We start from the raw sequence: 26,020 nt of genomic DNA, 5'->3' as shown, positions 1-26,020 counted from the left end.
TCTTAACGTTTACTATCCTTCATTGTTTGAATGCACAATATGTTTTGTAAAATAGGCAGAATGGCTATGAAGAATAAGTAAACCTAAAAAGCCTTCTTCGTGAGAAGAGGCTTTTTTGTTTTTGAGCTTTTTTGAATAAATAATTGGTTAATAAAAACAGGAGGACAAACTTGTATGAGTCGTCCTCCTGTTTTTATTCTATATTATTATATTGGGATTAATCCAATACGATAGGTTTGTACTTAGGTACCAGTGCTTTCATGATTACCCAACCGATCAGGTAAGCAACTGCACATACGCAGAAGATGACGAAGTATCCGGCTGGTTTGCCTTCGAAGCCCATGAATGTCATGGCAGGATGTACAAATTGTGCTCCTTGTTCCAGCAGATCTTTTGTCATTTCCACTTCTTTACCGTCCAGCATCGTTGTTCCGGAAGCGTATACGAATAGGTTACCTGCTACTTTCTGTAGAATCATGGAGCCGATACCGCCGGCCATACCGCCAATACCTGTGATACTTGCAATCGCTGTTCTGGGGAACATATCACCGACAGTAGAGAAGATATTAGCTGACCAGGACTGGTGAGCTGCTCCCCCAATACCAATAAGGATAACAGGGAACCAGGGAGAGAATGTTCCCAAAGGCTGTGCCAGCAGTACTACTAGCGGGAAGAATGCGAAAATCAGCATCGCTTTCATACGCGCTGCATAAGGATTCATACCAGTCTTGTTGATAAAGATAGTAGGAAGCTTACCACCGTAGATTGATAACATGGTGATTGCGTAAAGTGTGAAGATTAGTCCCATTCCCAGAGGATCAGATGTTTTGATGCCAAATTGAGAATTCAGGTAAGACGGAGTCCAGAACAGGAAGAACCACCATACCCCGTCAGTCATGAATTTGCCAAAGACAAATGCCCAAGTCTGTTTGTAACTGAAACATTGCCAGAATCTCATCTTTTTCTCGTCTTTTTCTTCAGTCTTCGGACCGGCACCGGCTTCATTCTGGTCTTGTTCGATATATTCAAGCTCGGCTTTGTTTACGTATTTGCTCTTTGAAGGAGCATCATACATAAATACCCAGAACCCCATCCAGATAAAGCCGAGTCCACCAATAACGATAAATGCCATTTCCCAACCAAAAGCCTTAGCAAGGATAGGAATTGTCAACGGAGCGATCAAAGCACCGATAGAAGCACCGGCGTTAAAGATAGAAGTAGCGTAGGCACGGTCCTTCTTAGGGAAGTACTCGGCAGTTACTTTAATAGCAGCGGGGAAGTTACCGGCCTCTCCGAGAGCAAGTATACAGCGTGCAGCTAGGAAACAATACATACTGACAGTAGCGATTGTCACAACAACGTCTCCGGTAGCTCCGGCCAGTTCGGCAGCACTGTGAAGTCCTACCTGAGCTTCTGTAACAACACCGCAAACGGCGTGAAGGCAGGCACCGGCAGACCATACACCAATAGCCCAAAGGAATCCTTTCTTCGTTCCCATCCAGTCCACAAAGCGACCGGCAAACAACATACATATTGCGTAAACAATAGAAAATACGGAAGTGATAGTACCGTAGTGCGATTCATCCCAGTGAAATTCCGGTTTGATAAATTCATCCCAGGTCAGCGAAAGTACCTGGCGGTCGAGATAGTTAACTGTAGTAGCAAAAAATAGCATCGCACAGATCGTCCATCTGTAGTTTGTCATCTTTTCGCCTGTTTTTTGAAATGCATTCATGATAATGGATTTAAATAGATTTTGATTTGCTGACAAAGGTCGGTATTTCAGCTGATTTTTTTTTGTAATAATTGGTCAAAATCATGTATAATTCGTTGCATTATACATATAATTTGTACATAGTAATGTATTATCGTAACATTTGGTCTCTTTGGGGGAAGAATATGACAAATCCGGAAAGCTTCATCCTTTTCCTGTTTTGGGGAAAGGATGAAGCTTTTCGGATCACTTGATATGTGCTAAAAAACTGCGCAATGATTAGCGCATTTCTGTATATTTGATCTTATCCATGTCGCCATAGTCAAGATTTTCACCAGCCATACCCCAGATAAACATATAGTTGCTTGTTCCGGCAGCTGCGTGGATAGACCATTCCGGTGACATGATAGCTTGTTCATTCTGCATCCATACGATACGTTCTTCCTGAGGTTCGCCCATGAAGTGGCAGATAGAATTGCCTTCCGGTACGTTGAAGTAGAAATATGCTTCTACGCGGCGAGTGTGAGTATGTGCCGGCATGGTGTTCCATACACTGCCCGGTTTCAGTTCTGTCAATCCCATTTGTAGTTGGCAAGGACCTTCTTCAAGTACATTATTAACAATCAGCTGGTTGATAACGCGGTCGTTACTTTCTTCCATCTTTCCTGCAGGGAATGAGTTAGCTTTCAGAGAACCTTTACGACCGTCGATGGTGATCAGCTGAGTTTTGTATTCTTTGTGAGCGGTAGCTGAGTTGATATAGAATTTAGCAGGTTTGCTGGAGTCTTTGCTCTTGAAAGTCACTTTCTGCTTGCCTCTTCCTACATACAATGCATCTTTGAAATTCAGTGTATATTCTTTGCCGTCAACAGTTATGATACCTTCGCCACCAATGTTGATAACACCCAGTTCGCGGCGTTCCAGGAAAAATTTAGCTTTCAGAGGATCGATTGTTTCCAGTACCAGTTCTTTTGTTACAGGTACGGCACCCCCAAAGATGAGGCGGTCATACATAGAATAAGTAACATTGATTTCGTTAGGAACCATTACCTTTTCCATCAGGAAGCTGCTACGCAGGCGGTTTGTATCATACGTTTTCACGTCTTGCGGATTGCAAGCCACTTGCATCTTGTAATTTACCTGGGCAGAAGCAGACATAGCTGCGATACCCAACATCATTGCAATTGCTAATTTTTTCATGTTTCGAATCTTTATTTTGGATTATATGATTACTTAATTGTTTACTGCATCTTTTGCATCATTTCTTGTCATACGGATACGGTTGTAGATTGCCATGCCCAATGCAAGTACTACAAGTATGGCAGGACCGATAATCTTCAGACTGTAAGTCAGGTGGAAGATACCCCAGCAGAAGAGGCTGGAAGCGAAGTCGAGCGCTCCGCCTTCAAAGCCGGCGGGGATATTTACCGTAGGGTCACCTGTAGCGGCATATACGTCTTTGGCAGCCATTGTGAAGAATCCGGCCAGTTCTGTAACGAAGTACAGACCTACGATCAATGCTACCAGTCCGATGATGAATGATTTCACTACATTGCCTTTGGTGATAGGCAGAATCATCGGGAATAAGTAGAACATACCCGCCAAAGAGGCCAGAGGCAAGAAACGGTTGCCCGGAAGAATGACTGCAAGGAAAATAGTAACAGGGATCAAAAGCAGAGATACAACCAGGGTTGTCGGATGTCCAATAACCAGTGCAGGACTCATACCAATGCTCAAACCTGTATTATTCTTATATTTTTTAGCGATCAGTTCGCGGGTAGCATCGGAGATCGGTTTCAAACCCTCGATGAAAAGGCTGGTAATACGTGGAATCAATTCCATTACTGCTCCCATTTTAATACCCAGTCCAAGGATACCCGGAATACTGTCCAAAACTTCTTTCCAGCTGGCACAGCCCAAAGCTCCGATACCGCAACCAATTACGATACCCAAAAACAGCGGTTCGCCCATCAGGCCGAATTTCTTTTTCATTCCTTCAGAGTCAATATTCAGTTTGTCGAATCCCGGAATTTTATCTAAAAGTTTGTTGATAACAATAGCAAACGGAACAAAGCTCTGGCAGAAAGGTTGCGGGATAGAGATACCGTCCATCTTATCATAGAACTTCTGGAAGGCAGGGGCAGTCATATCTGCCATTACCAACGTTATAATATAGCAAATGATAGCAGCGAAAAATCCCCAGAAAATACTATCGGAAGCGAAGTATACGATAGCTCCGATAAATGCGAAATGCCAGTAGTTCCAGAGGTCAATATTTACAGTACGGGTGGTTTTGGTCAGTAGCATCAACAGGTTGACTCCCAGACAGACAGGGATGATGAAGGCTCCGACTGAGGTGTTATAGGCTACCGCTGCCGCAGAAGGCCATCCCATGTCGAAAATACCTAGCTCCAATCCATAGATTTCTACCATTTTACTTAAAGCCGGACCAAGACTACTGGTCAACAGGGCTGTGACTACAGATAAACCAACGAAACCGACTCCCACCAATAAGCCACTTTTAAGTGCTTTAGGGAGTTTAATACCGATACATACTCCTAAGATTGTGAAAATGATCGGCATCATCACTGCCGCTCCCAGACCGATAATGTACTTGAATACTTCTTCCATTCTGTTCTATTTTTTCTCTGTTTTTAATGATAAATTACTGTGTTTCCCCAGAGGGTATTAGTTGTAAACCGTGCCAAAAGTACGACCTTTTCCGCTTTATTCCAAAACGAAACTCTTAATTTATCAGTTATTGCATCAAAAATGGACATTTTTGACGTTTACGTGCACAAAATTGGTCGTTTCCGTGCACGAAAAACAAAAAATACACCTTCTTAACTAAAAAGTCCCACTCTGTTTGGAAGAAATACACTACTTTCGTAGCATGAAAAAATAGCATGTATAATCCTTAAAACAATAAACCATGAGACGAAGCTCTTTTTATAATTTTTTGATATTAGTAATAATAATGTCAAGCCCCATTTCACTGTCGGCACAGCAGGTGGATGAAAAACTGCCTTGGTCGGTGCGGATGACTGAATCGGAGATGATCCGTTGCCCGGAATCCTGGCAGCTCGATTTCCAGCCAAAACTGAAATGGGATTATTGTCACGGGCTGGAACTGGGGGCGATGCTTGATGTATATGATGCTTATGGAGACAAGAAAATACGTGATTATGCAATTGCTTATGCAGATACGATGGTGCATGAGGATGGAAGTATCACTGCATACAAGTTGACAGATTATAGTCTGGACCGTATCAATTCCGGGAAGATTCTGTTTCGTATCTATGAACAGACAAAAGATGAAAAGTATAAGAAAGCATTAGACTTACTTTATAGCCAGTTTGCCGGACAGCCTCGAAATGAAGATGGGGGATTCTGGCATAAGAAAATATATCCGCATCAGATGTGGCTGGACGGGCTTTATATGGGAGCTCCTTTTTATGCGGAATATGCATATCGTAATAATCGCCCGCAGGATTATGCGGACGTTATCAATCAGTTTATCACTTGCGCCCGTCATACTTACGATCCGAAGAACGGTCTTTATCGCCATGCGTGTGATGTAAGTCGCACGGAGCGTTGGGCAGACCCAGTGACAGGGCAGTCAAAACATTGCTGGGGACGTGCGTTAGGCTGGTATGCGATGGCGTTGGTAGATGCACTGGATTTTATCCCGAAGCATGAGGCAGGGAGAGATTCCTTGCTTGCCATTTTGAATAATGTAGCCGTTCAGGTCAAGAAATTGCAGGAGCCGAAAACCGGCGGATGGTATCAGGTGATGGACAGAAGCGGTGATAAGGGTAACTATCTCGAATCATCCTGCTCTGCCATGTTCATTTACAGCCTGTTTAAAGCAGTGCGTATGGGATATATTGATCAGTCTTATCTGGACGTGGCATTGAAAGGTTATGAGGGTTTTCTGAAGAATTTCATTGAAGTAGATAAAGAGGGAGTGGTGACTATTACGAAGGCTTGTGCGGTAGCAGGGCTGGGAGGAAAGGTCTATCGTTCCGGTGATTATGACTATTATATTAATGAAACGATCCGTAATAACGATCCGAAAGCAGTAGGACCATTTATAATGGCAAGTCTGGAATATGAACGTTTGCAAAAGTAATTTCTACCGATGAAAAGGAGTATTTTAAGAGGAATGGCATTGTTTCTTCTATTCTGTTCGGGAGGAACCTTGGCCTGTGCGCAACAGCAAAAGCAAGACACATTGGTCGTGTCACGTGATGGAACAGGAAAGTATCGTGATATTCAGGAAGCCGTGGAGGCAGTACGTGCCTTTATGGACTATACGGTGACTATCTACATAAAGAAAGGCATATACAAAGAAAAACTGGTGATTCCTTCGTGGGTGAAGAACGTGCAACTGGTGGGTGAAGAGGCCGAAAATACAATTATTACGTATGATGACCATGCTAATATCAATAAAATGGGCACTTTCCGTACTTACACAGTAAAAGTAGAAGGTAGTGACATTACGTTTAAAAATCTGACGATTGAGAATAATGCCGCTCCTTTGGGACAGGCAGTGGCGCTCCATACCGAAGGAGACCGGCTGATGTTTGTCGGCTGCCGTTTTCTGGGAAATCAGGATACTATTTATACAGGTTCGGAGGGCAGTCGCTTGTTGTTTACCAACTGCTATATCGAAGGAACTACAGACTTTATCTTCGGGCCTTCTACCGCTCTTTTCGAATACTGCGAGCTGCATAGTAAACGCGATTCATACATCACCGCAGCTTCTACTCCGAAAGGGGTGGAGTTCGGATATGTTTTCAAGAACTGCAGGCTGACAGCTGCTCCCGGTATAAAGAAAGTCTATTTGGGTCGTCCTTGGAGACCTTATGCCGCTACGGCTTTTATTAATTGTGAGTTTGGCGGACATATCCGTTCGGAGGGCTGGCACAACTGGAAGAATCCGGAAAATGAAAAGACTGCCCGCTATGCAGAGTTTAAAAATACGGGTGAAGGTGCGGATACTTCCGGACGTGTGAAGTGGGCTAAACAACTGACTGATAAAGAAGCAGTGCAATATACTCCGCAGAATATATTTAAGGAATGCAGTAACTGGTATCCTTATAAATAAATGTTGTATTAAAACAAGAAGCCACAAGATCAATACAGATATGAAGATACATAGAAACAGACCGCTATTATTGTTAGTAACAGCTTTTATCCTTTTCTCCGCATTCCGTGCGGACAAGCCTTTCATAACGATTTTTACGATAGGTGATTCTACGATGGCCAACAAAAAACTGGACGGTGGAAATCCCGAACGTGGTTGGGGAATGATGCTTCCCGGATTCTTTTCAGAAGATATCCGTGTTGACAATCATGCTGCCAATGGACGCAGCTCGAAGAGTTTCATTACTGAGGGCAGATGGGAGAAAGTGATTTCTCAGGTGAAGAAGGGAGATTACGTCTTTATCCAGTTCGGGCACAATGACGAAAAGACCGATTCTGCACGCCATACCGATCCGGGAACGACCTTTGATGACAACCTTCGCCGTTTTGTAAATGAAACTCGTGCCAAGGGAGGTATCCCTGTGTTATTCAATTCGATTGTCCGCCGTAATTTCGTTCAGCCGAAAGATGCGTCGATTGCGAAAGATGCCCGTCAGACTCCGGGCGAGCAGGAATTACCCAAAGAAGGAAGTGTATTGTTCGATACACATGGTGCTTATTTAGATTCTCCGCGTAATGTTGCAAAGGAGATGGGAGTTGTATTTATCGATATGAATAAAATTACTCATGACTTGGTACAGGGACTGGGACCGGTAGAGTCGAAGAAACTTTATATGTTTGTCGAGCCCGGTAAAATCCCGGCTTTCCCGAAAGGACGGGAAGACAATACTCACTTAAATATATACGGAGCACGGACCATTGCCGGGCTGACAGTAGATGCGATTGCCGGACAAATACCGGAATTGGGAAAATATGTTCGTCATTATGATTACGTAGTGGCACAAGACGGAACGGGTGATTTCTTCACGGTGCAGGAAGCGATAAATGCAGTGCCCGATTTTCGCAAGAATGTGCGTACTACTATATTAGTCCGTAAAGGGACGTACAAAGAGAAGATCATTATTCCGGAATCCAAAATAAACATCTCCCTGATAGGAGAGGACGGTGCGGTGCTGACAAACGATGATTTTGCCAACAAGAAGAATGTATTTGGTGAGAATATGGGAACTTCGGGATCGTCAAGCTGCTACATCTATGCTCCGGATTTCTATGCAGAGAACATCACTTTTGAAAATTCGGCAGGGCCGGTAGGGCAGGCGGTAGCTTGTTTTGTATCTGCTGACCGTGCATTCTTTAAGAATTGCCGCTTTCTGGGTTATCAGGATACACTTTATACGTATGGTAAGCAGAGCCGCCAATACTATGAAGATTGCTATATTGAAGGAACGGTTGACTTTATTTTCGGATGGTCTGTCGCTGTCTTCAATCGTTGTCATATCCATAGTAAACGTGATGGTTACGTGACGGCCCCTTCTACAGATCAGGGTAAAAAGTTTGGCTATGTCTTTTATGATTGCCAACTGACCGCTGATCCGGAAGTTGCCAAAGTATATCTGTCCCGTCCGTGGCGTCCGTATGCTCAGGCTGTGTTTATTCGTTGTGAGCTGGGTAAGCATATCCTTCCGGAAGGCTGGAACAACTGGGGAAAGAAAGAGGCGGAGAAAACAGTGTTTTATGCCGAATACGCTAGTCGTGGCGAGGGAGCCAATCCGAAAGCCCGCGCGGCTTTTTCCCATCAGTTGAAGAATCTGAAAGGCTACGAAATAGAAACGGTTCTGGCAGGTGAAGACGGCTGGAATCCGGTAAAGAACGGAAACCGGATGGTGGAAGTAAAACGCTGACCCAATCAAAAAGTAACATTATTTGATCAGAAATAAAAGAGAGATTCTGTTAAATAAACACTGAATATAGATGTAAGTTCAGCTTAATTATTATCTTTACACCATTCAATATGTGTGTAATAATGATAAAAAGAATCTTATATCTAATTCTTTTGTGCCTGACTGTGCATGTGGTGCAGGCACAACAACACAGCTTTTTCACCCATTATTCTACCGAGGATGGGTTGTCTCAAAACACAGTAATGAGCATATTACAGGATCACAAAGACAACCTCTGGTTTGCCACTTGGGATGGAATCAATCGTTTTGATGGCTATAACTTTAAAACTTATAAAGCACGTCAGGGCAATTACATCAGTCTGACCAATAACCGTGCCGACCGGATGTATGAAGACCGGTACGGTTTTCTATGGTTGTTGACTTATGACAACCGTGTCCATCGTTTCGATCCGAAAACGGAGACGTTTGAGCAAGTCCCGGCTGCGGGTGAAGAGGGAAGCACCTACAATATTCATTCTATTCAGGTGTTGCTTGATGGTACAGTCTGGCTGCTGACGGAGAATGACGGAGCTATCCGTGTTGTGACGCTTCCTGAGAAAAACTATACGACGAAACCGGAGATTTATTCCACTAAGTCCGGTTTGTTTCCTGCCGATCACTTTTATCAGGTCTATCAGGATAGAGCCGGCAATAACTGGCTGCTGACTGATAATGGGCTGGGAATGATACGTCCCGGTGAGTGGCAACCTGTGAACTACTTTGTGGAGACGCAGGGAAAACAAGACGGCATGAACCAGGCATTTTATGCAGTCAGAGAATGTGAAGACGATATCTGCTTTACTTCCGATCGGGGAAGAATCTGGTGCTATCAGAAAAAGAGCGGGGAGTTTCGTCTGCACGAACTTCCCACAAAAGCCCGTATAACTTCCATACATGCTGTGGGCAATGACAATACCGTCGTTACAACCGACTCGGACGGATTCTTTCTCTCTAACCTGAAAACCAACAAGCATATACACTATTCCCCTGTGACCTGCAAGGAGTTGTCGGACCAGCCGATTCTTTCGGCTTATGTAGACCGTACATCGGAAGTTTGGTTCGAACAGGAAGAGCCGGGAGTCGTTGTTCATTTTAACCCTGCTACCGGGGTGGTAAAGCGTGAGCAAATGCGGGTGGAATATAGTAACGCTGACCGTTCGCGTCCTGCTTTCCATATTCATGAAGATATACACGGACATGTATGGGTGCATCCTTATGGCGGAGGATTCTCCTATTTTGACCGCGAACGGAATTGTCTCGTTCCTTTCTACGATGATTTGGGGAGCAATAACTGGCGCTTCTCTAACAAAATACATGCGGCTTTTTCTGATAAACAAGGCAATTTGTGGCTTTGTACCCATTCCAAAGGGCTGGAGAAAGTCACATTCCGCAATGTACCGTTTTCAATGCTGACTCCAGTTCCGCATGAATACGAATCTTTGAGTAATGAAGTACGGTCGGTTTGCGAAGATAAGCTGGGAAATTTATGGGTCGGACTGAAAGACGGCATGATCCGCCTGTATGATTCGAACCGGAAGTATATAGGACATCTGACAGGAAATGGAACCGTTTCGCTCACAGGTGCGCCTATGGAAGGCACTGCCTATTTTATTTTGCAGGACTCGAAAGGAATTATCTGGATTGCTACCAAAGGAAACGGATTGGTGCGTGCCGAACAGGCTTCTGCTACGGGTATGTCTTACAAACTGACTCGTTATCAGCATGACGCCAACGATATATACAGTCTGAGTGATAACAATGTATATTGTGTTTACGAAGATCATCATGGCCGCATCTGGGCAGCAACTTTTGCAGGTGGCATCAACTATATTGCCCAGGGAGAAAAAGGAGAGACAATCTTTATCAATCACCGGAATAATCTGAAAGGATATCCCATTGATGTCTGTTACAAAACGCGTTTTATCACTTCAGATAATAACGGACGACTTTGGGTAGGTACTACCACGGGAGCCGTTGCTTTTGACGAGAACTTCAAGAAGCCGGAAGATATTCAGTTCCACCATTTCTCCCGTGTCCCGAACGACACGAAGAGTCTGAGCAATAATGATGTGCACTGGATCATCGCTACCCGGCAGAAGGAACTTTATCTGGCAACTTTCGGTGGGGGACTGAATAAACTGATTTCTATCAGCGAAGACGGTCACGGTGAATTTAAATCCTATTCAGTGCTCGACGGACTTTCTTCGGACGTCCTGCTTTCTATCCGTGAAGATCATAAGCAGAATCTCTGGATCAGTACAGAAAATGGAATCTGTAAGTTTGTCCCATCCGGCGAGCGTTTTGAGAATTACGATGAACGCAGTATCAGTTTCCGGGTACGTTTCAGCGAGGCGGCCTCTACGCTGACATCCGGTGGGGATATGTTGTTTGGAACCAGTAACGGATTATTCATGTTTAGTCCGGATTCTATACGGAAGAGCAGTTATGTGCCTCCTGTCGTCTTTTCCAAGCTGATGGTGGCGAATGAAGATGTGATTCCGGGAGAGAAATCCATATTGAAAGTCGATTTGGATGATACACACGAACTGGTGCTTTCTCATGATGAGAATATCTTTTCAGTTCAGTATGCTGCGCTCGATTACACGAATCCGCAGAATATACAGTACGCGTACATTCTCGATGGTTTCGAGAAGCAGTGGACTTTTGCCGACCGGCAAAGAAGTGTGACTTATACCAACTTGCCGAAGGGAGATTATGTATTTCGTGTCCGTTCTACCAATAGTGACGGGGTGTGGGTGGACAATGAGCGCATTTTGAATATCACGATTCTCCCTTCTTTCTGGGAGACACCTTTAGCGTATGTGCTGTATGTCTGCTTTGTATTATTGATTATTTTCGTTGCGGTTTATATCCTGTTTACCATTTATCGTTTGAAGCACGAAGTGTCTGTAGAACAACAGATTTCTGATATTAAGCTACGTTTCTTTACGAATATATCTCACGAGCTCCGTACTCCTCTGACGTTGATTGCGGGGCCGGTAGAACAAGTGCTGAAGAATGATAAGTTGCCGGCTGATGCACGGGAGCAGCTGGTAGTGGTGGAACGGAATACCAATCGTATGCTTCGCCTTGTGAATCAGATTCTGGACTTCCGTAAGATTCAGAATAAGAAGATGAAGATGCAGGTGCAACAGTTGAATGTAGTAGCCTTTGTCCGTAAGATTATGGACAATTTTGAATCAGTGGCGGAGGAGCATCATATCGATTTCCTCTTCCAGACGGAGAAGGAGGCTTTGAACCTTTGGGTAGACGCTGATAAGTTTGAAAAGATTGTATTTAATCTTCTGTCCAACGCCTTTAAATATACGCCTAACGGGAAAATGATTACCGTTTTTATCCGCGAAGATGAGGGCACGGTATCGGTTGGAGTGCAAGATCAGGGAATTGGTATTGCCGAAAACAAACGTAAGTCTCTCTTTGTACGCTTTGAGAATTTGGTAGATAAGAATATATTCAATCAGGCAAGTTCCGGAATCGGTCTTTCTTTGGTGAAGGAACTGGTAGAAATGCACAAGGCTACGATTTCCGTTGATAGCCGTTTGGGGGAAGGGAGTTGTTTCAAAGTTGATTTTCTGAAGGGAAAAGAGCATTATAATAGTGCAGTAGAGTTTATTCTCGACGATTCGGCTGTTCCGCTGAGTATGGAACGTATTGTGGATATCGCTAATTCTTCGCTTCAGACAGAAGCTGCTATCGTAGATGCACCTGGTTTGGAGATATCTGTCGCTGAAGAAGAGGCTGAGGAAAGCAGTTCGAAAGAACTCATGTTGCTGGTGGAGGATAATCAGGAATTACGTTCTTTCTTACGTAGTATTTTTGCTTCAACCTATCGGGTGGTAGAGGCTTCTGACGGTATGGAAGGATGGAATAAGGCTTTGAAGTATCTGCCGGACATTATCATCAGTGACGTGATGATGCCGGAGAAAGATGGCATCGAAATGACGCGTGAGCTCCGTGCGGATATGACGACCAGCCACATCCCTATTATTTTGCTGACTGCCAAGACAACCATAGAAAGTAAGCTGGAAGGGCTGGAATATGGAGCGGATGATTATATAACCAAGCCTTTTAGTGCTACTTATCTTCAGGCCCGTGTGGAGAACTTGCTGATACAGCGCAAGAAACTTCAGAATTTCTATCGTGATAGTCTGACGCATGTGATGGTATCTGAAGTTCCGGGTGTTCAGGAAGAGGTTTTATCCGGTCATGAAGTTACCGGGTCGGAGTCGGAGAGTGGTGTGGCAGAAGAGTCTGTAATGCCGGAAATGTCTCCTAACGATCGTAAGTTTATGGATAAGCTGGTTGAACTGATGGAGCAGAATATGGATAACGGAGAATTGGTGGTGGATGATTTGGTTCGTGAGTTGGCTGTCAGTCGTTCGGTGTTCTTCAAGAAGTTGAAAACGCTTACGGGACTGGCCCCTATCGAGTTCATAAAGGAAATGCGCATCAAGCGTGCTGCACAGTTAATTGAAACAGGAGAGTTTAATATGACTCAGATTTCTTATATGGTCGGTATTAATGATCCGCGTTATTTCAGTAAATGCTTTAAGGCACAGGTCGGTATGACTCCGACGGAGTATCGGGAAAAAGTGGGACGGTGACAGGAGTTTTTGGGCACTTTTAGTACCAGAGAAGTTTTATTGGATAATCGGTGTTCAGTTGTTTCAGTCTTCTTCGGAAATGCCCTGTCAGAAGGCGATAGCGGCTGAAGGCACAATTTTGTACCCTTGCGTGAGTGTACTCTGAGAGGGGAGGGGTGGTTTCAGTTCTTTCAGATTGGTAGTTTCGGATTTTTTTCTTTGATGGTTGATGACTATATATTCTATTTGGCAGCAAAGGCTAGTTAACATGTAGGCTTGGGCTCACTAGTGTCCGAGCTCAGGCTTGCTGACGTCCGGGCTTACCCTTGCTGACGTCCGGGCTAAGCTCTGCTGACATACGGGGTGAGAATGATAGCGACAAGGGGGGAGATAAATAGAGCCTCTACTTGATTAAAACAGACCTTTTACTTGTAGTAAATAGAGCCTCTGATTGGAGTAAATGCCAGCTCTGTTTTTGAAACTGAAAGAGCTGAATGCTGAAAGTCACCATTTGGAACCACTGCTTTCAGCTGTATCTCCTTCTGTCAGGGCTTTGCAGAGATAACTGAAAGGACTGAATGCTCTGAATCTTACTTTATTTAGTAGATGGTTGATGGTTTCGTGTATGAGGTGTAAAGTAGGCTTGCTATCTAAGTTTGTACTAGAGTTAACCGAGAGAAGTACAAGAGTTGCCATGATGATGTACTAGAGTGGACTCAAAGATGTAGGAGGTTGGAGGAAAAGATGTACAAGAACCGAAGGGGAGATGTACAAGATGTGTTTGAATGAGGTACTTCTAACTGCCTTAGCGTCATAAAAAAAGATAGCGATACTGAATACGGGCATCGCTATCTTTTTTATAATGCAGTGTCTGTTTTAGACACTTGGGGTTTATTGATTATCAGAACTATTCTTTAATCCATCTAGGGTCACCAGCTTTGGAATCTTTAATATCTTCTGCTCCAACAGTGAAATCTCCACTTTCAGGATTTGTGAATTTAGGATCTATTTCTGTAGCGTTACATGCTGACGGATCTGTATAAAGTCCATTGGTTGCATCCCATAGGTTTGCACTGTCATGGTAGTAATTTTTTGAATAGCTAGCTTGAGCTTTCATCTTTCCCTTCTTTGCCCAGTATCCTAATGTTCCGACACCGATTTGTGAGAATACGCATTTTTCAACAGTTAGTTTGCCTGTAGAAGTAGAAACCTTATCCATTAAGAACAATCCATTATTATTGCTGCCGCCATCATAAGAGCATACTTTGTAGAAAGTGCAATTGGTGACGCTTACAGTGGCTGATGTCATATTACAACGTAAGAATGTACGTATACCATTACTAAAGGTTGAGTTTTGGATCGTCAATGTTCCCAATGTCGTATTGGCGCGAAGGTCGAAGCCGTCACCACCGGAACCTGTAATATTATCTGCCCAACAGTTCTCAAATAAGGCCGCTCCTAAAGTTGCCGTTGCATTACAGTAAAGAATCTGATTCTTATAGTTTCTGATTTCGCAACCGCTGACTGTTAAAGTCGAAATATTAGCTCCACTTTGCAACTCTATGAAATTAGAAACCAACTCTTCTGCTCCCGGAGTGTCACCTCGGAAAATTATATTATTGATTTCTATGGAAGAAGCTCCGGCCTCGGGTTGTAGACGACCATAGATGGTAGGCATATTGGCCTTGTCATAACCACTGATGATAACAGATTTGTTTAGTGCATAATCTCCCAAAACAAACGAGCCTGAGACAAGAACGATGTTTGCACCATCTGCTGCTCCTTCGAGTACGGTAACAAGATCATCACCTTCATATACAGGAGTCTTTCCCTGAAAGTCAATGGCTGTTTTAAATGTAACGGTACCACGGAGCTTATCTACATTGTATAACTTGGCTGTATACGATGTGCTTTCTTCCAGTCCGTCTATATAAGCCTTTTTGTTGGCTATATCTGTACTTTTCAGAGTATATGTTATGTCTGCTTTTCCATCTGCACTCAGCACGATTTTGGTTGCCGTTGCATCAATAGCATCCCATGTAAGCGTTACTGCATGTGCTTCTATATTTTCGTCTTTCACAGAATTGAAGATATTCTCAGCTTCTGTCATGAAGGAAACAGCCGACCATTTTGATTCATTGATCTCTTCACTCAAGGCTCTGATTCTTGCTGTATATTGAGTTTCACCCAATAGTCCTTCTACAGTATATGTGTTGTCCGTAATCCCTTCATATGTTTTCGGAGTACCTTCGAAAGTCATATCTTGATTTTCATAAAGCTCGATCGTATATGATGTGGCATTTGTCACTGCTGTCCATTTAAACTTTACATTTGTTTTTTTCTGGATAACAGCTTCTACATTTGTCGGTGAGAATAATCGGTCAAATATTCCCGTCGTGACTTCGTCATCCGGTTCTGAACAGCTTACTGTAAAGGCAGACAGAATCAGGCTAAATAATACTGTATATATATAATTCTTTTTCATAATTCATTCATCATTAATAGTCATAATCGTTTGTTAGCACACCGTTACTTCCGTCTATAAATACTTTCCAGATAGGCCAGAATTGCTTGGTATCGGGATTGTTATCATACAATTGGTCGATAAGCAGCAAAGCAGCAGCCTGATCTGCAGATTCTTTCGGTACAATCCATTCCTTACTTTTAGAGTAGCCTAATGTTTGTCCTATTTCATCTGTATCTCCATGGTTTAATCCATACATTTTGTAGGAAGTTGCATCTGTTCCATCCAAACCCTCATTATAATAGATTTTCAAAGGAAGATCAGCGTATTCACCTTCACGGTTATATAATCGTGTCATTTTCTCTTTGGCTTCATTCATTTTACTTCCTAGAAGATTCCAACGGATCAGGTCGACTTTGCGTATTGCTTCTCCTGCAAATTCAAACTTACGCTCGTCTACAATTACGTTAAAGAATGCATCCTGACTGGCTTTTGCCTTCGTTAATATAGCGCTTGCTTTTTCGGCCGGATATGAACGGTCGAGGATTGCTTTCAAATATTTTCCTGCATCAGATGATCCTTTAGGACCTTCCAGTTCATTGATAGCTTCTGCTGCCATTAAATAAATATCAGCCATACGCATCACTTGCCAGTTCATACCATCATCATTTGAAGAGTCAACTACACGGTTCATCCATTCGAAACGAACTTTACCAAAACTCCATCCACCCCAGCATTTATTGGGTGCTTTCCAGGCAATGTCTCCATCGTTGTCACTTGTCCATTTGAAAGGTACACAAGTGATATCACGACGAATATCTTCTACATCATAATCATAAAACAAAGTTGGAATAGGGCCGTTTATACCTCCTTTTGCAAGTTTTGTCCATTGGTCTTTCTTTTCATGCTTCACTCCCCAAGTGTAGATGACACGTCCACGGGATGCCGAAAATGGAATCTCAAAAATAGACTCTGCTCCTGCAATTGTTCCTTCAGCACATAGTGCTTTAAAGTTAGCTTCAAACGTACCTAATGTGTTATACCCTTTGCTGATGATGTCCAGACATTCGTTTTTTGCAATTGTATAGAGTTCCTGTCTTTCTGTTGCATCCTCTGTATTGTAACGGATTCCATCCGGATGTTGTGAGTAACCAGCCGCAAATAATGCAATCCGCGCGCGTAATCCTTTAGTGAAGGTTTGGCTCACTCGTTCTGTTGATTTAGTAAAACTGTTCTCGTTAGGCCAGCCTACGTAGTCTTGTGCTGTAAGTAAGTCGTCCAACAGTCTTCTCATGATAACCATACGGTCGGTTTTAGGCAAGTCGATCGTTTCTGTGGTGTTGGGCTCAAAACGGGCAGGGACATCACCGAACGCTTTAATCAGATCGAAATAGATAAAAGCTCTTAAGGTCAATAGTTCACCGTAAAATTGGCGCATATTGGTGCTGCTCATATCGCTGTACTCGTCCATACCGGTTATAGCGCTGTTTGCGCGTTCTATGGCTTCATAAAGTTTGGCCCAAACGTTGTTGTCCGTATTCATGTATTGATTATCGGTAGTGGCATTATATGTTACCAAGGCTCCTTCTTTATCAGTGAAAGCTCCTTTTTTACCCGTATTGTTCCAAATTTCACAGTCGCTATTGACTCCGAAGTAGGCAATATAACGTCCGCGATAAGAGTTTGTTTCACCGAATGACTGGTGCAATCCCATCACTACATCATTGACCAAAGCCTCGTTAGAAAAAACTTCTGTCTTTTCCATAGATGACTTTTTGGAAGTATCTAATATGTCATCACAAGAAGAAAAAGCAAATAGTGATGCTGCTAATGCGGTATATAATATTTTTTTCATTACTTACTAGTTTTACTGATTAAAAATTAAGGTTCAAACCGATTACAAACTGACGGCTCTTAGGATATGCTGAATAGTCTACACCCGGAGTCAGTTGGCTGCCATTTCTGCGGCAAGTAGAAACTTCCGGATCGTAACCGCTATATCCCGTGATACAGAACAGATTGTATCCCGTTACATAGAAACGGAGGTTGTTGATTCCAACTTTCTTGGTTAGATGGACAGGCAGAGTGTATCCCAATGTCAAAGTGCTCAGACGAAGGTAAGAACCGTCTTCAACAGCCCAATCCGAGAATACGAATTTGCTCATGTAAGGTGACCACATGGTGGTGTTCTCGTTCATTTGCGCCAATTGGTTCATGTCTGTTACCAAATTGCCGTTTCCGTCAATATTAGTCCAACGTTTTGCTGCGGACATTTCAGAAGTCATGTTTCTATATAAGTACTTGGAAGTAGAAGTGGTTTCGATCTTATTGGCGTTATAGATATCGTTACCATAACTCCATGTAAAGTTGGCTGCCAAGTCGAAACCATATAAGCGGGCATTGATATTGAACCCGCCTGTATGCAGGGGATTGGCATCGCCAATGATCGTTTTATCTTTTTCACCATTCGCATCTCCACTATTATCCAAATCTTTTAGTTTCATCATACCCGGGCGCGCAGTTCCTACGGCAGAAGATTTGTTGATATCTTTCTTTAGAGTCCAGGTGTCGGTTGTTGCATCATAACTTTCAAAATCAGAAACTTCATAACGTCCGGCACTTACATAACCATACATTTTTCCAACAGAACCACCTACTTCCGGCAAGAAATCCTGACCTATCTCTGTTGAAGCCCAATAAGATTGTGCTTGTTCGTTAGTTAGCTTCTGTAAAGAACCGAGAGATTTGATCTTGTTTTTATTAAAACTGATATTGGCACCAATGCTCAGACCGAAATTCTTTTTATCAACGGCTACCCAGTTGACGCTGGCTTCAAGACCTTTGTTTTCAGTCTCGCCCATGTTACGGTATTGGTAGTTATAACCAGTTCCGGATGTCGGGAACATAATTAACAGGTCTTTTGTATTATTCCAGTAGCCTTCAATTGTTCCGCTTAATCTGCCTCCTAAAGTAGTGAAATCCAAACCGACATTTCTTGTAATGGTTGTTTCCCAGGTGAGATCGCTGTTTGCCATATATTTGCTTGGAGCAATGTAGGAATTGACACCATTGATCCATGGAGTTTTATTTAACTCATATAATTGAGAGATCTGTCCCGAAGGAATATTATTGTTTCCGGCTGTACCATAGCTAAAGCGGAGCTTCAGGTCATCCAACCAATTTTTGGTATTCTCCATGAATGATTCAGAAGATATACGCCATGCGACAGCGGCAGAAGGGAAGAATCCCCATTGGTTACCTTTGGCAAACTTCGAAGAACCATCGGCACGGAAAGTGGCGCTAAACAAGTATTTGCTGTCAAAGTCATAGTTTGCACGTCCGAAGAATGAGAACAACACATCATCCGGATAACCATAATTGGTCACTTCATATGGGTTTCCTTTTGTGGAATAGTTGATGCAGTCGTCTGCCGTATATTCAGTCGGGAAGCCATGTACAACGTTTCTTAATTCTCTCTCTCTGGTAACAATATATTCTTGACCAGCCAGCAGGTTTAAATGGTTTTTGTTATTCTTAAAGAACTTCTTGAAGTCATAACTTAAGGTGTTTGTACTGCGGAAGGCAGTTCTTGTACCACGAGTAAAAGAAATAGCAGGTTTACTCTTATCTTCATCGTCTACGTTATTTCTTACATAGTAAGTAGTCACACCATAATAGCGGTCTGCATTATTTCGATAATCGTCATAACCAACTTCTGCTTTTAGTTTTAAATCTTTGATTATTTCCCAAGTGATAGAGCCGGCAAGGTTATAGTTGATACGTTCTTTGCGGGTGTCATTATCTCTTAGGGAGATTAACGGATTTATCAATAGAGAATTGGCATCTTCTTCGTCTGCATTGAGTGCATCAGAGATACCAGGTACAGGATATGGAGTATACAACAAAGAATATTTCAGGCGTTTGTCCGTGTTCAATGAACTGTTGGCGTCATTGGAACCTCCACCATTGATTTTTGTTTTGGAAAAGCGTGCTGAGAAATCTAAAGAAACGTTCTTCAGAGGCTTATGATTCAACTTTAAATTGAGGTTATCACGTGCATAGTCAGACATTTGCATGATAGCTTTATCGTCAATATGAGAGTAACTGAACGAATATTTGAACTTATCGCTACCACCGTTGATGCTGAGATTGTGATTAAATGAATGTCCGGTACGTCCGAAAGTTAAATCCTGCCAGTCATTGGTAGCTACGTTGTCATACATGTCAAGGTCTTGATAATTCCCAAAATACTTGATATAATCATCATTCTTATTTGTTAGTTGAGCCAGTTCATACTGCCATTTGGTATAATCGCTTGCGGAAAGTACATCTAATGTTTTTGCTACTTTTTTCCACGCATAATAAGCATTGTAACTAACACTGACTTTTCCTTCTTTACCACTCTTGGTAGTAACAATAATTACACCATTAGCACCACGTGCACCGTAGATAGCAGTTGAAGAAGCGTCTTTCAATACATCGATTGATTCAATATCTGTAGGTGGAATATCTGAGATACTTTCTACAGGAAATCCGTCTACAATAAATAAAGGCTCATTACTTTGAGTGATTGAACCGCCTCCGCGTACACGAATACTCATCTGTGCATCAGGAGAACCTTCTGTAGTTGTAATTTGTACACCAGCCATTTTCCCTTGCAATGCTTCCGTGGCAGATGCAACAGGAATAGCTGCTAAAGTTTCTGAATTGACTGATGCTACTGATCCTGTAATGTCTTTACGTTTGGCGGTACCGTAACCGATAACGACAACTTCATCCAATGCTTTCGCATCGTCTGATAGTGTAACGTCAATTTTGCTTTTTCCTTTGATTGCGATTTCCTGCGTTTTCATACCAATATATGAAATGACGACAGTTGCGTTAGCAGGAACCTTTAGAGAGAAATTACCGTCCAGGTTGGTGATTGTACCATTGGTAGTATTTCCTTTTTCTACGATGGAAGCACCGATAATCGGCTCTCCGGTTGTGTCTTTCACATTACCATTTAAGGTAATAGTCTGCGCTGATACGCTGAGCGATAATGCTGCGAAAATCATTAGCAGCAAAGTGCGCATGTTTTTCATTCCTTTAGGCATCTTTTGTTCTTTTATATTAGATTATTAATATTCGAGTGTATCCACTCTTAGAGTTCTCACTGGTGCAAAATTATGTTTTTGAGGCTTGTGGGATGTGTAATATTTGTTTTTACGATAGTATTTTTTGTTTTTCCGGCAGAAAATAAATTAAGACGAGGGTTTATAGGAGAATGTACTCTCGTCTTAATCTTTTATAACTGTTTATTCGGGCTTTTAATTTTATTTTTTAGAATCCGCAGGATACAGATGGTTCACCAGTTCATTCAAATATACCTCAAGATTGGTGTATTCTTTGTTCAGACTGTATTGAGCACCGTCATTCGGATCGTCCGGGTTCAGATTGTGCTTTTTTTCCCATTCGTCCGGTATGCCATCTCCGTCAGTATCGAGTGGGGCCGGTTCGGATTTATATTCAGGCCAGCCTCCTACGTCTATTGGTTGGTCAACCATTCCATTGGTACTTCCATGAGAACCTTCATAAGTATAGTTTCCTTTGCGGGTTTCTTCTACGATTCGCTGGTCTACAACATCACGGCGGTGAGAGGCTCCGGCAAATTGAAGTACATCTTTATAGGCTTTCTTTGCCGGTTGCAATGAAGTGTGTTCTGCTATGTCAAATGCTTTCTTGGATAATAAATTCTTTTCCGGTGCGAAGTCGTTTTTGACAACTAACCCAAATGTGTTATCCATATTGACTTTATAAAGCGCTTCTTTTTGTTTATCCGTCAGGCTGGGACAGGTGGCGTCCATAAAGTTTCCTTTGAAATGGAATATTCCGTATACACCTGCTTCATTTTGATTTTTGCCATCGTCTGCATAAGCAGTGAATAAACGTCGGTATGAACCTTTGATGGCACTATAGGGGCCTGGTTTATAGTAATTATTGAGAAAGTTGTACGACCCGCCTTCGCCGGCATAAGCTCCATCGCTGCCATAATTGTAGATTACATTATTAAATAGTTCCACTTTTTCTTCTTCCGGTTTGCCGGTGTAGCGGCTGCCGCAAAGTCGTGGAGTACGATTGGTGTGATGTGCAAGCAGATTATGATGGAAAGAAGCTTTCTGTCCACCCCAGATACCACCATAGCCGTGTGCTCCCTTTTCGTGAATAGAGTTAGCGAGACTTTCACTGATGATACACCATTGGAGGGTGAAGTTACGGTTGTCATAGAAGGTAGCACATTCATCCGTACACCAGCTCAAGGAGCAATGGTCTATGATAATGTTGCTGTTTCCTTTAATACCATTCATTGCATCATCACCTTTTTGCTTGATGTCCGCTCCCATGCGTGAACGGATAAAGCGGACAATCACATTGTCTGCTTGAATGGAGAATGTATAATTCTTCAGACAGATACCGTCTCCGGGAGCTGTTTGACCTGCGATTGTCACATCTCCATTGTTGAGCTTTAAAGGTTTCTGTAATTCAATGATGCCGCTGACTGCAAAAATGATGGTACGTGCCCCTTTTTTATTGATGGCCCAGCGGAAAGTTCCTTCCGAACCATCATCTGCCAGTGAGGTTACAGTGTATACAGTTCCACCGGCACCTCCTGTTGCATATTTCCCTGCACCATCAGCACCCGGAAAAGCAGGAACTTGAGAACGGTCGGGAGTAGAATACTCTTTTGACGGTGTAGCCAGTCCCACAGCACCAGCCATGGAAGGAAGAATAAATAAAGCACATAGGCCTACTAAGATTTTTTTGTTCATAGCTACTTAGTTATTGGTTGGATATAAGGAATTTACCAAACTATTCAGATACACTTCCAGATTGGTATATTCTTTGTTTAAGTTATATTTGTTTCCGTCATTGCCATCGTTGGGATTCAGTCCGTTTGCTGTTTCCCATTCATCAGGTATGCCGTCTTTGTCACTATCCTGTTGGGTGGTGGCAGCGGATACGTATTCACTCCAGCCTTCCACATCAGTTTGTGTATCAATCAGCCCATTGGCTCCACCACTTGAGCCTGTATATGTAAATGTTCCTTTTTCCGTCTCATCTACAATACGCTTGTCTATATTATCGCGTATATTAGAAGCACCTGCATACTGTAATATAGCTTTGTAAGCATTTTGTGCCGTTTGAACGAACGAATAATCATCTAAGATAGGAAAACGTGAAGATACAAGCAAATTTTGGCTGGATATTTCGTTGTTTTTTACGACAAAGGCAGTAGAGGATGTATTGTCTGCGTTTGCATTGGCTGCTTCCGTCTTTTGTGAGGCAGACAACTTATCGTATGTCTCAAAATAGTTCCCGTTTACATAGAATTTGCCATATACTCCTTTGGCCTGTTGATTTTTACCATCATCTACATAAGCTGTGAAAATACGGCAATGAGTCTTTTTCGCTGCATTAACAGGACCTGGCTTATAATAGTTGTTTATAATGTTATAACTTCCTCCTTGTGCTCCGTACGCTCCTTCGCCGGTCCAATTATAGATAACATTGTTACAAAGATCTACTTGTTCCATATCTGCTCTATTGGAGTAACGACTCCCACATAGGCGTGGGGTGCGGTTGCTGTGATGAGCCAGCAGATTATGATGGAAGGTGGCGGGACTGCCTCCCCATATTCCACCATATCCGTGTTGCTGTTTAGTATGTATTGAATTGGTCAGACTTTCGCTGATGATGCACCATTGCATAGTGAAGTCCGTATTTCCATAAAATGAAGCACATTCGTCTGTACTCCAACTCATAGAACAATGATCGATTATAATATTCTTTTTGCCGGGGTATGAACTTTGATATCCGTTCATAGCATCATCTTCCGTTTTGCATTCATCTCCCATACGTGACCGGATAAAACGGATAATGACATTGTTTGCATTAACGCGCAGCGTATAGTCTTTCAGGCATATACCCGGTTGGGGGGCGGTCTGACCGGCAATGGTTATATCGTCATTCTTTATTTGCAGTTGTTTTGTCAGGGAGATAGTCCCGCCTACAGCAAATACGATTGTTCTTTTACCCGATTTCTCTATCGCCCAGCGAAGAGTCCCTTCTGAACCATCGTCTTTGAGAGAGGTTACTGTGTACACTGTCCCCCCGGCTCCACCGGTAGTAAGTTTTCCTGCCCCTTCGGCACCGGGAAAAGCTGCGATTGTCGAACGGTCCGGAGCTGGATATTCTGGTAATGGATCATCTCCCGAATCCCCCGGATCGGTAGAATCTCCTGGCTGTTCTGCCGGAGGATTGGTGTCTTGCTCCGGATTCTCTTCCGAACAGGCTGTGAGTGAGAGGAAAATGGATGCAAGGAAAGCACCTAATAATAGTTTATTCATGGCATTAGTCTTTTTATTCATAGGGTTGTATTCACATATTGTGTTCATTTTATGGGGCAAATGTATAACGAAGAAAATATCCAGGTGTGCAATATTTGTTTTTCACATTGTATTTTTTGTTATTAGATTCGGTTTGAGCATAATTAAATGTGCTTTATTTACCGATTTTTATCCGGTATTCATCGGTTTTCTGACCGGAAATCAACAGAAAAGCCTCTGAGGGCACAAAGAAATGACGTATCTTTGAACCATCAATCATTAATCATAGAAACGATGGAACAGAAATCTAAATTCTCATCTGCTACATGCTTTTCAGGAAAATTTCTGATAGCTTTATTGTTTATCCTTTCAGGAATTCTGTTATTCGCCCGCAATATGGGGTGGATGACTGATGAATTGTTCAGTATGATAGTATCATGGCATTCCTTACTGATTGTATTAGGAATTTATTCGATGATACGCTGTCATTATATTGGTGGAATTATCCTTTTATTAATAGGTGTTTATTTCCTGATAGGAGGTCTTTCGTGGTTGCCTGAGAATTCTCAGGCAATGGTTTGGCCATTTGCCCTGATCATAGTCGGAGTCTTATTTTTCTTCAAGCCTCGTCGCAGAGGACCATGGGATGACAAACAGCGTATGTTTCGTCACCATAAGGAATGGATGCAGCGCGGACGGTGCAGTCAGGCAGGGATGAACTTTACTGACGAACAGCAAAAATACGAATCGGAAGATGGTTTTCTGCGTTCTGATAACACCTTTGGAGCCGCTCGTCATGTAGTACTTGACGAACTATTCAAAGGAGGAGTTGTCCGTACTTCATGCGGAGGGACAACAATTGACCTGCGACATACCCATATCGCACCAGGGGAAACGTATATCGACCTGGATTGCAGCTGGGGAGGAATTGAGATATACGTCCCTTCTGATTGGAAAGTAGTATTTAAATGTAATGCTTTCTTTGGCGGATGCGATGATAAACGTTGGCAAAATGGGAATATTGATAAGGAAAGGGTGTTAGTCATTCGGGGAAGGCTTTCTTTTGGGGGACTGGAGGTTAAAGACTAACGTATGAAAACACATCCGATTATAGATTATCCTTATCGCTGGGTCCCGATGTTGGTGGTAGCACTGGTGTTGGTAGCAGCTCAGGTGGCGATAATGAGTGTATACACGGGCGCGGATTATGTACCTGCTGTCATAGATGGAATAGCAACAATCGGTTGGTTGATGGCATTAGGTTATTTGGCTTGGTTCGTTGTTGGAGTGGTGTCTATCTTTCAGACGGAAGTCATTATTCTGGTGACAGGGATATTGATCTGGATAGCCGGCAGCTTTATGGTTAATGATATCATGACAAGAATAGTAGGTATACCATATATCGCTTTTGCATCTACTATTCCTTTTCGTCTGTTGTTTGGCATTCCGACCTGGGTCGCGATCATACTTTGGTATCGTTTGATTGTTGCCAAAGAAGATGCGCTGAATCAAGAACTGGAAAAAGAGTTGGCAATGCGTCAATCGGTTAGTTTGCCGGAAGAACCGCGGATTGAGCAGATTGACCGTATAACAGTGAAAGACGGTTCGAAAATTCATTTGATTAAAACAGATGAATTAACTTACATACAGGCATGCGGAGATTATGTTATGCTGATTACTCCCTCGGGAGAATATCTGAAAGAACAGACTATGAAGTATTTTGAAACTCATCTGCCTTCCGACACTTTTGTTCGTGTTCATCGTTCTACAATTGTCAACGTTACGCAAATCTCCCGTGTAGAATTGTTTGGAAAAGAAACGTATCAGCTTTTATTGAAGAACGGGGTTAAACTTCGGGTAAGCCTCTCCGGTTATCGATTATTGAAGGAACGGTTAGGAATATAAGAAACGGCTGTTTGATAATACAAATGATTGATTTTTAC

At 42.7% G+C, this 26,020-nt stretch carries 14 protein-coding genes; 6 read left to right on the top strand and 8 right to left on the bottom strand.

Features of this window, described 5'->3' with window-relative positions; all coding sequences use genetic code 11:
• Positions 1-217: 217 nt before the first annotated feature.
• The 3 genes from HMPREF2794_RS20815 to HMPREF2794_RS20805 form a co-directional block, all read right to left on the bottom strand.
• On the bottom strand, positions 218-1,735 hold the full coding sequence (locus HMPREF2794_RS20815; protein WP_029425304.1) for an MFS transporter: 1,518 nt from the start codon (positions 1,733-1,735) through the stop codon (positions 218-220).
• A 258-nt stretch (positions 1,736-1,993) separates the two neighbouring features.
• Positions 1,994-2,914, bottom strand: coding sequence for a 5-dehydro-4-deoxy-D-glucuronate isomerase (gene kduI / locus HMPREF2794_RS20810; RefSeq protein ID WP_010536694.1), 921 nt, complete (start codon positions 2,912-2,914; stop codon positions 1,994-1,996).
• A 33-nt stretch (positions 2,915-2,947) separates the two neighbouring features.
• Entirely contained in the window at positions 2,948-4,345 is a 1,398-nt protein-coding gene (locus HMPREF2794_RS20805; protein WP_010536695.1) for a PTS galactitol transporter subunit IIC, read from the bottom strand.
• Between the two features lie 301 nt (positions 4,346-4,646).
• On the opposite strand from HMPREF2794_RS20805, the gene HMPREF2794_RS20800 reads away from it, so the two are divergent.
• From HMPREF2794_RS20800 to HMPREF2794_RS20785, 4 genes are all read left to right on the top strand, one after another.
• The gene (locus HMPREF2794_RS20800; protein WP_029425305.1) at positions 4,647-5,846 is read left to right on the top strand and encodes a glycoside hydrolase family 88/105 protein; all 1,200 of its coding nucleotides are present in this window, start codon (positions 4,647-4,649) and stop codon (positions 5,844-5,846) included.
• 9 nt (positions 5,847-5,855) lie between these two features.
• Positions 5,856-6,824 (top strand): pectinesterase family protein, encoded by a 969-nt coding sequence (locus tag HMPREF2794_RS20795; protein ID WP_070752550.1) that lies wholly within the window; start codon positions 5,856-5,858, stop codon positions 6,822-6,824.
• A gap of 40 nt (positions 6,825-6,864) precedes the next feature.
• Positions 6,865-8,604, top strand: a complete 1,740-nt coding sequence (locus HMPREF2794_RS20790; protein WP_055268600.1) for a pectinesterase family protein — start codon at positions 6,865-6,867, stop codon at positions 8,602-8,604.
• Positions 8,605-8,726: 122 nt separating this feature from the next.
• Positions 8,727-13,268, top strand: coding sequence for a hybrid sensor histidine kinase/response regulator transcription factor (locus tag HMPREF2794_RS20785; protein ID WP_070752548.1), 4,542 nt, complete (start codon positions 8,727-8,729; stop codon positions 13,266-13,268).
• An 886-nt stretch (positions 13,269-14,154) separates the two neighbouring features.
• Here the strand turns inward: HMPREF2794_RS20785 and HMPREF2794_RS20780 are convergent.
• From HMPREF2794_RS20780 to HMPREF2794_RS20760, 5 genes are all read right to left on the bottom strand, one after another.
• Positions 14,155-15,732, bottom strand: a complete 1,578-nt coding sequence (locus HMPREF2794_RS20780) for a DUF5123 domain-containing protein (protein ID WP_010536700.1) — start codon at positions 15,730-15,732, stop codon at positions 14,155-14,157.
• Positions 15,733-15,745: 13 nt separating this feature from the next.
• Complete coding sequence (locus tag HMPREF2794_RS20775) at positions 15,746-17,566, bottom strand: RagB/SusD family nutrient uptake outer membrane protein (RefSeq protein WP_070752545.1); 1,821 nt, start codon at positions 17,564-17,566, stop codon at positions 15,746-15,748.
• 19 nt (positions 17,567-17,585) lie between these two features.
• Entirely contained in the window at positions 17,586-20,807 is a 3,222-nt protein-coding gene (locus HMPREF2794_RS20770; protein ID WP_010536702.1) for a SusC/RagA family TonB-linked outer membrane protein, read from the bottom strand.
• A gap of 219 nt (positions 20,808-21,026) precedes the next feature.
• The gene (locus tag HMPREF2794_RS20765) at positions 21,027-22,520 is read right to left on the bottom strand and encodes a pectate lyase (protein WP_070752543.1); all 1,494 of its coding nucleotides are present in this window, start codon (positions 22,518-22,520) and stop codon (positions 21,027-21,029) included.
• A 6-nt stretch (positions 22,521-22,526) separates the two neighbouring features.
• A complete protein-coding gene (locus HMPREF2794_RS20760; protein WP_010536704.1) occupies positions 22,527-24,098 on the bottom strand; it encodes a pectate lyase family protein in 1,572 nt (523 codons plus the stop codon).
• Positions 24,099-24,371: 273 nt separating this feature from the next.
• On the opposite strand from HMPREF2794_RS20760, the gene HMPREF2794_RS20750 reads away from it, so the two are divergent.
• Positions 24,372-25,166, top strand: coding sequence for a LiaF transmembrane domain-containing protein (locus HMPREF2794_RS20750; protein ID WP_010536706.1), 795 nt, complete (start codon positions 24,372-24,374; stop codon positions 25,164-25,166).
• A 3-nt stretch (positions 25,167-25,169) separates the two neighbouring features.
• Positions 25,170-25,982, top strand: coding sequence for a LytTR family DNA-binding domain-containing protein (locus HMPREF2794_RS20745; protein WP_070752540.1), 813 nt, complete (start codon positions 25,170-25,172; stop codon positions 25,980-25,982).
• The last annotated feature ends 38 nt before the right edge of the window (positions 25,983-26,020 follow it).

Source organism: Bacteroides sp. HMSC067B03 (assembly GCF_001811315.1).
Lineage (GTDB): Bacteria > Bacteroidota > Bacteroidia > Bacteroidales > Bacteroidaceae > Bacteroides > Bacteroides faecis.
The sequence above is the reverse complement of the archived record's forward strand: the minus strand, read 5'-3'. Positions and strand labels throughout refer to the sequence as shown.

Bases quoted from the DNA above. Each gene is read 5' to 3' on its own strand.
- HMPREF2794_RS20790 (WP_055268600.1), top strand. From the start codon at position 6,865: ATGAAGATACATAGAAACAGACCGCTATTATTGTTAGTAACAGCTTTT.
- HMPREF2794_RS20745 (WP_070752540.1), top strand. From the start codon at position 25,170: ATGAAAACACATCCGATTATAGATTATCCTTATCGCTGGGTCCCGATG.
- HMPREF2794_RS20750 (WP_010536706.1), top strand. From the start codon at position 24,372: ATGGAACAGAAATCTAAATTCTCATCTGCTACATGCTTTTCAGGAAAA.
- HMPREF2794_RS20770 (WP_010536702.1), bottom strand. From the start codon at position 20,807: ATGCCTAAAGGAATGAAAAACATGCGCACTTTGCTGCTAATGATTTTC.
- HMPREF2794_RS20805 (WP_010536695.1), bottom strand. From the start codon at position 4,345: ATGGAAGAAGTATTCAAGTACATTATCGGTCTGGGAGCGGCAGTGATG.
- kduI (WP_010536694.1), bottom strand. From the start codon at position 2,914: ATGAAAAAATTAGCAATTGCAATGATGTTGGGTATCGCAGCTATGTCT.
- HMPREF2794_RS20775 (WP_070752545.1), bottom strand. From the start codon at position 17,566: ATGAAAAAAATATTATATACCGCATTAGCAGCATCACTATTTGCTTTT.
- HMPREF2794_RS20780 (WP_010536700.1), bottom strand. From the start codon at position 15,732: ATGAAAAAGAATTATATATATACAGTATTATTTAGCCTGATTCTGTCT.
- HMPREF2794_RS20795 (WP_070752550.1), top strand. From the start codon at position 5,856: ATGAAAAGGAGTATTTTAAGAGGAATGGCATTGTTTCTTCTATTCTGT.
- HMPREF2794_RS20765 (WP_070752543.1), bottom strand. From the start codon at position 22,520: ATGAACAAAAAAATCTTAGTAGGCCTATGTGCTTTATTTATTCTTCCT.
- HMPREF2794_RS20760 (WP_010536704.1), bottom strand. From the start codon at position 24,098: ATGAATAAACTATTATTAGGTGCTTTCCTTGCATCCATTTTCCTCTCA.
- HMPREF2794_RS20785 (WP_070752548.1), top strand. From the start codon at position 8,727: ATGATAAAAAGAATCTTATATCTAATTCTTTTGTGCCTGACTGTGCAT.
- HMPREF2794_RS20800 (WP_029425305.1), top strand. From the start codon at position 4,647: ATGAGACGAAGCTCTTTTTATAATTTTTTGATATTAGTAATAATAATG.
- HMPREF2794_RS20815 (WP_029425304.1), bottom strand. From the start codon at position 1,735: ATGAATGCATTTCAAAAAACAGGCGAAAAGATGACAAACTACAGATGG.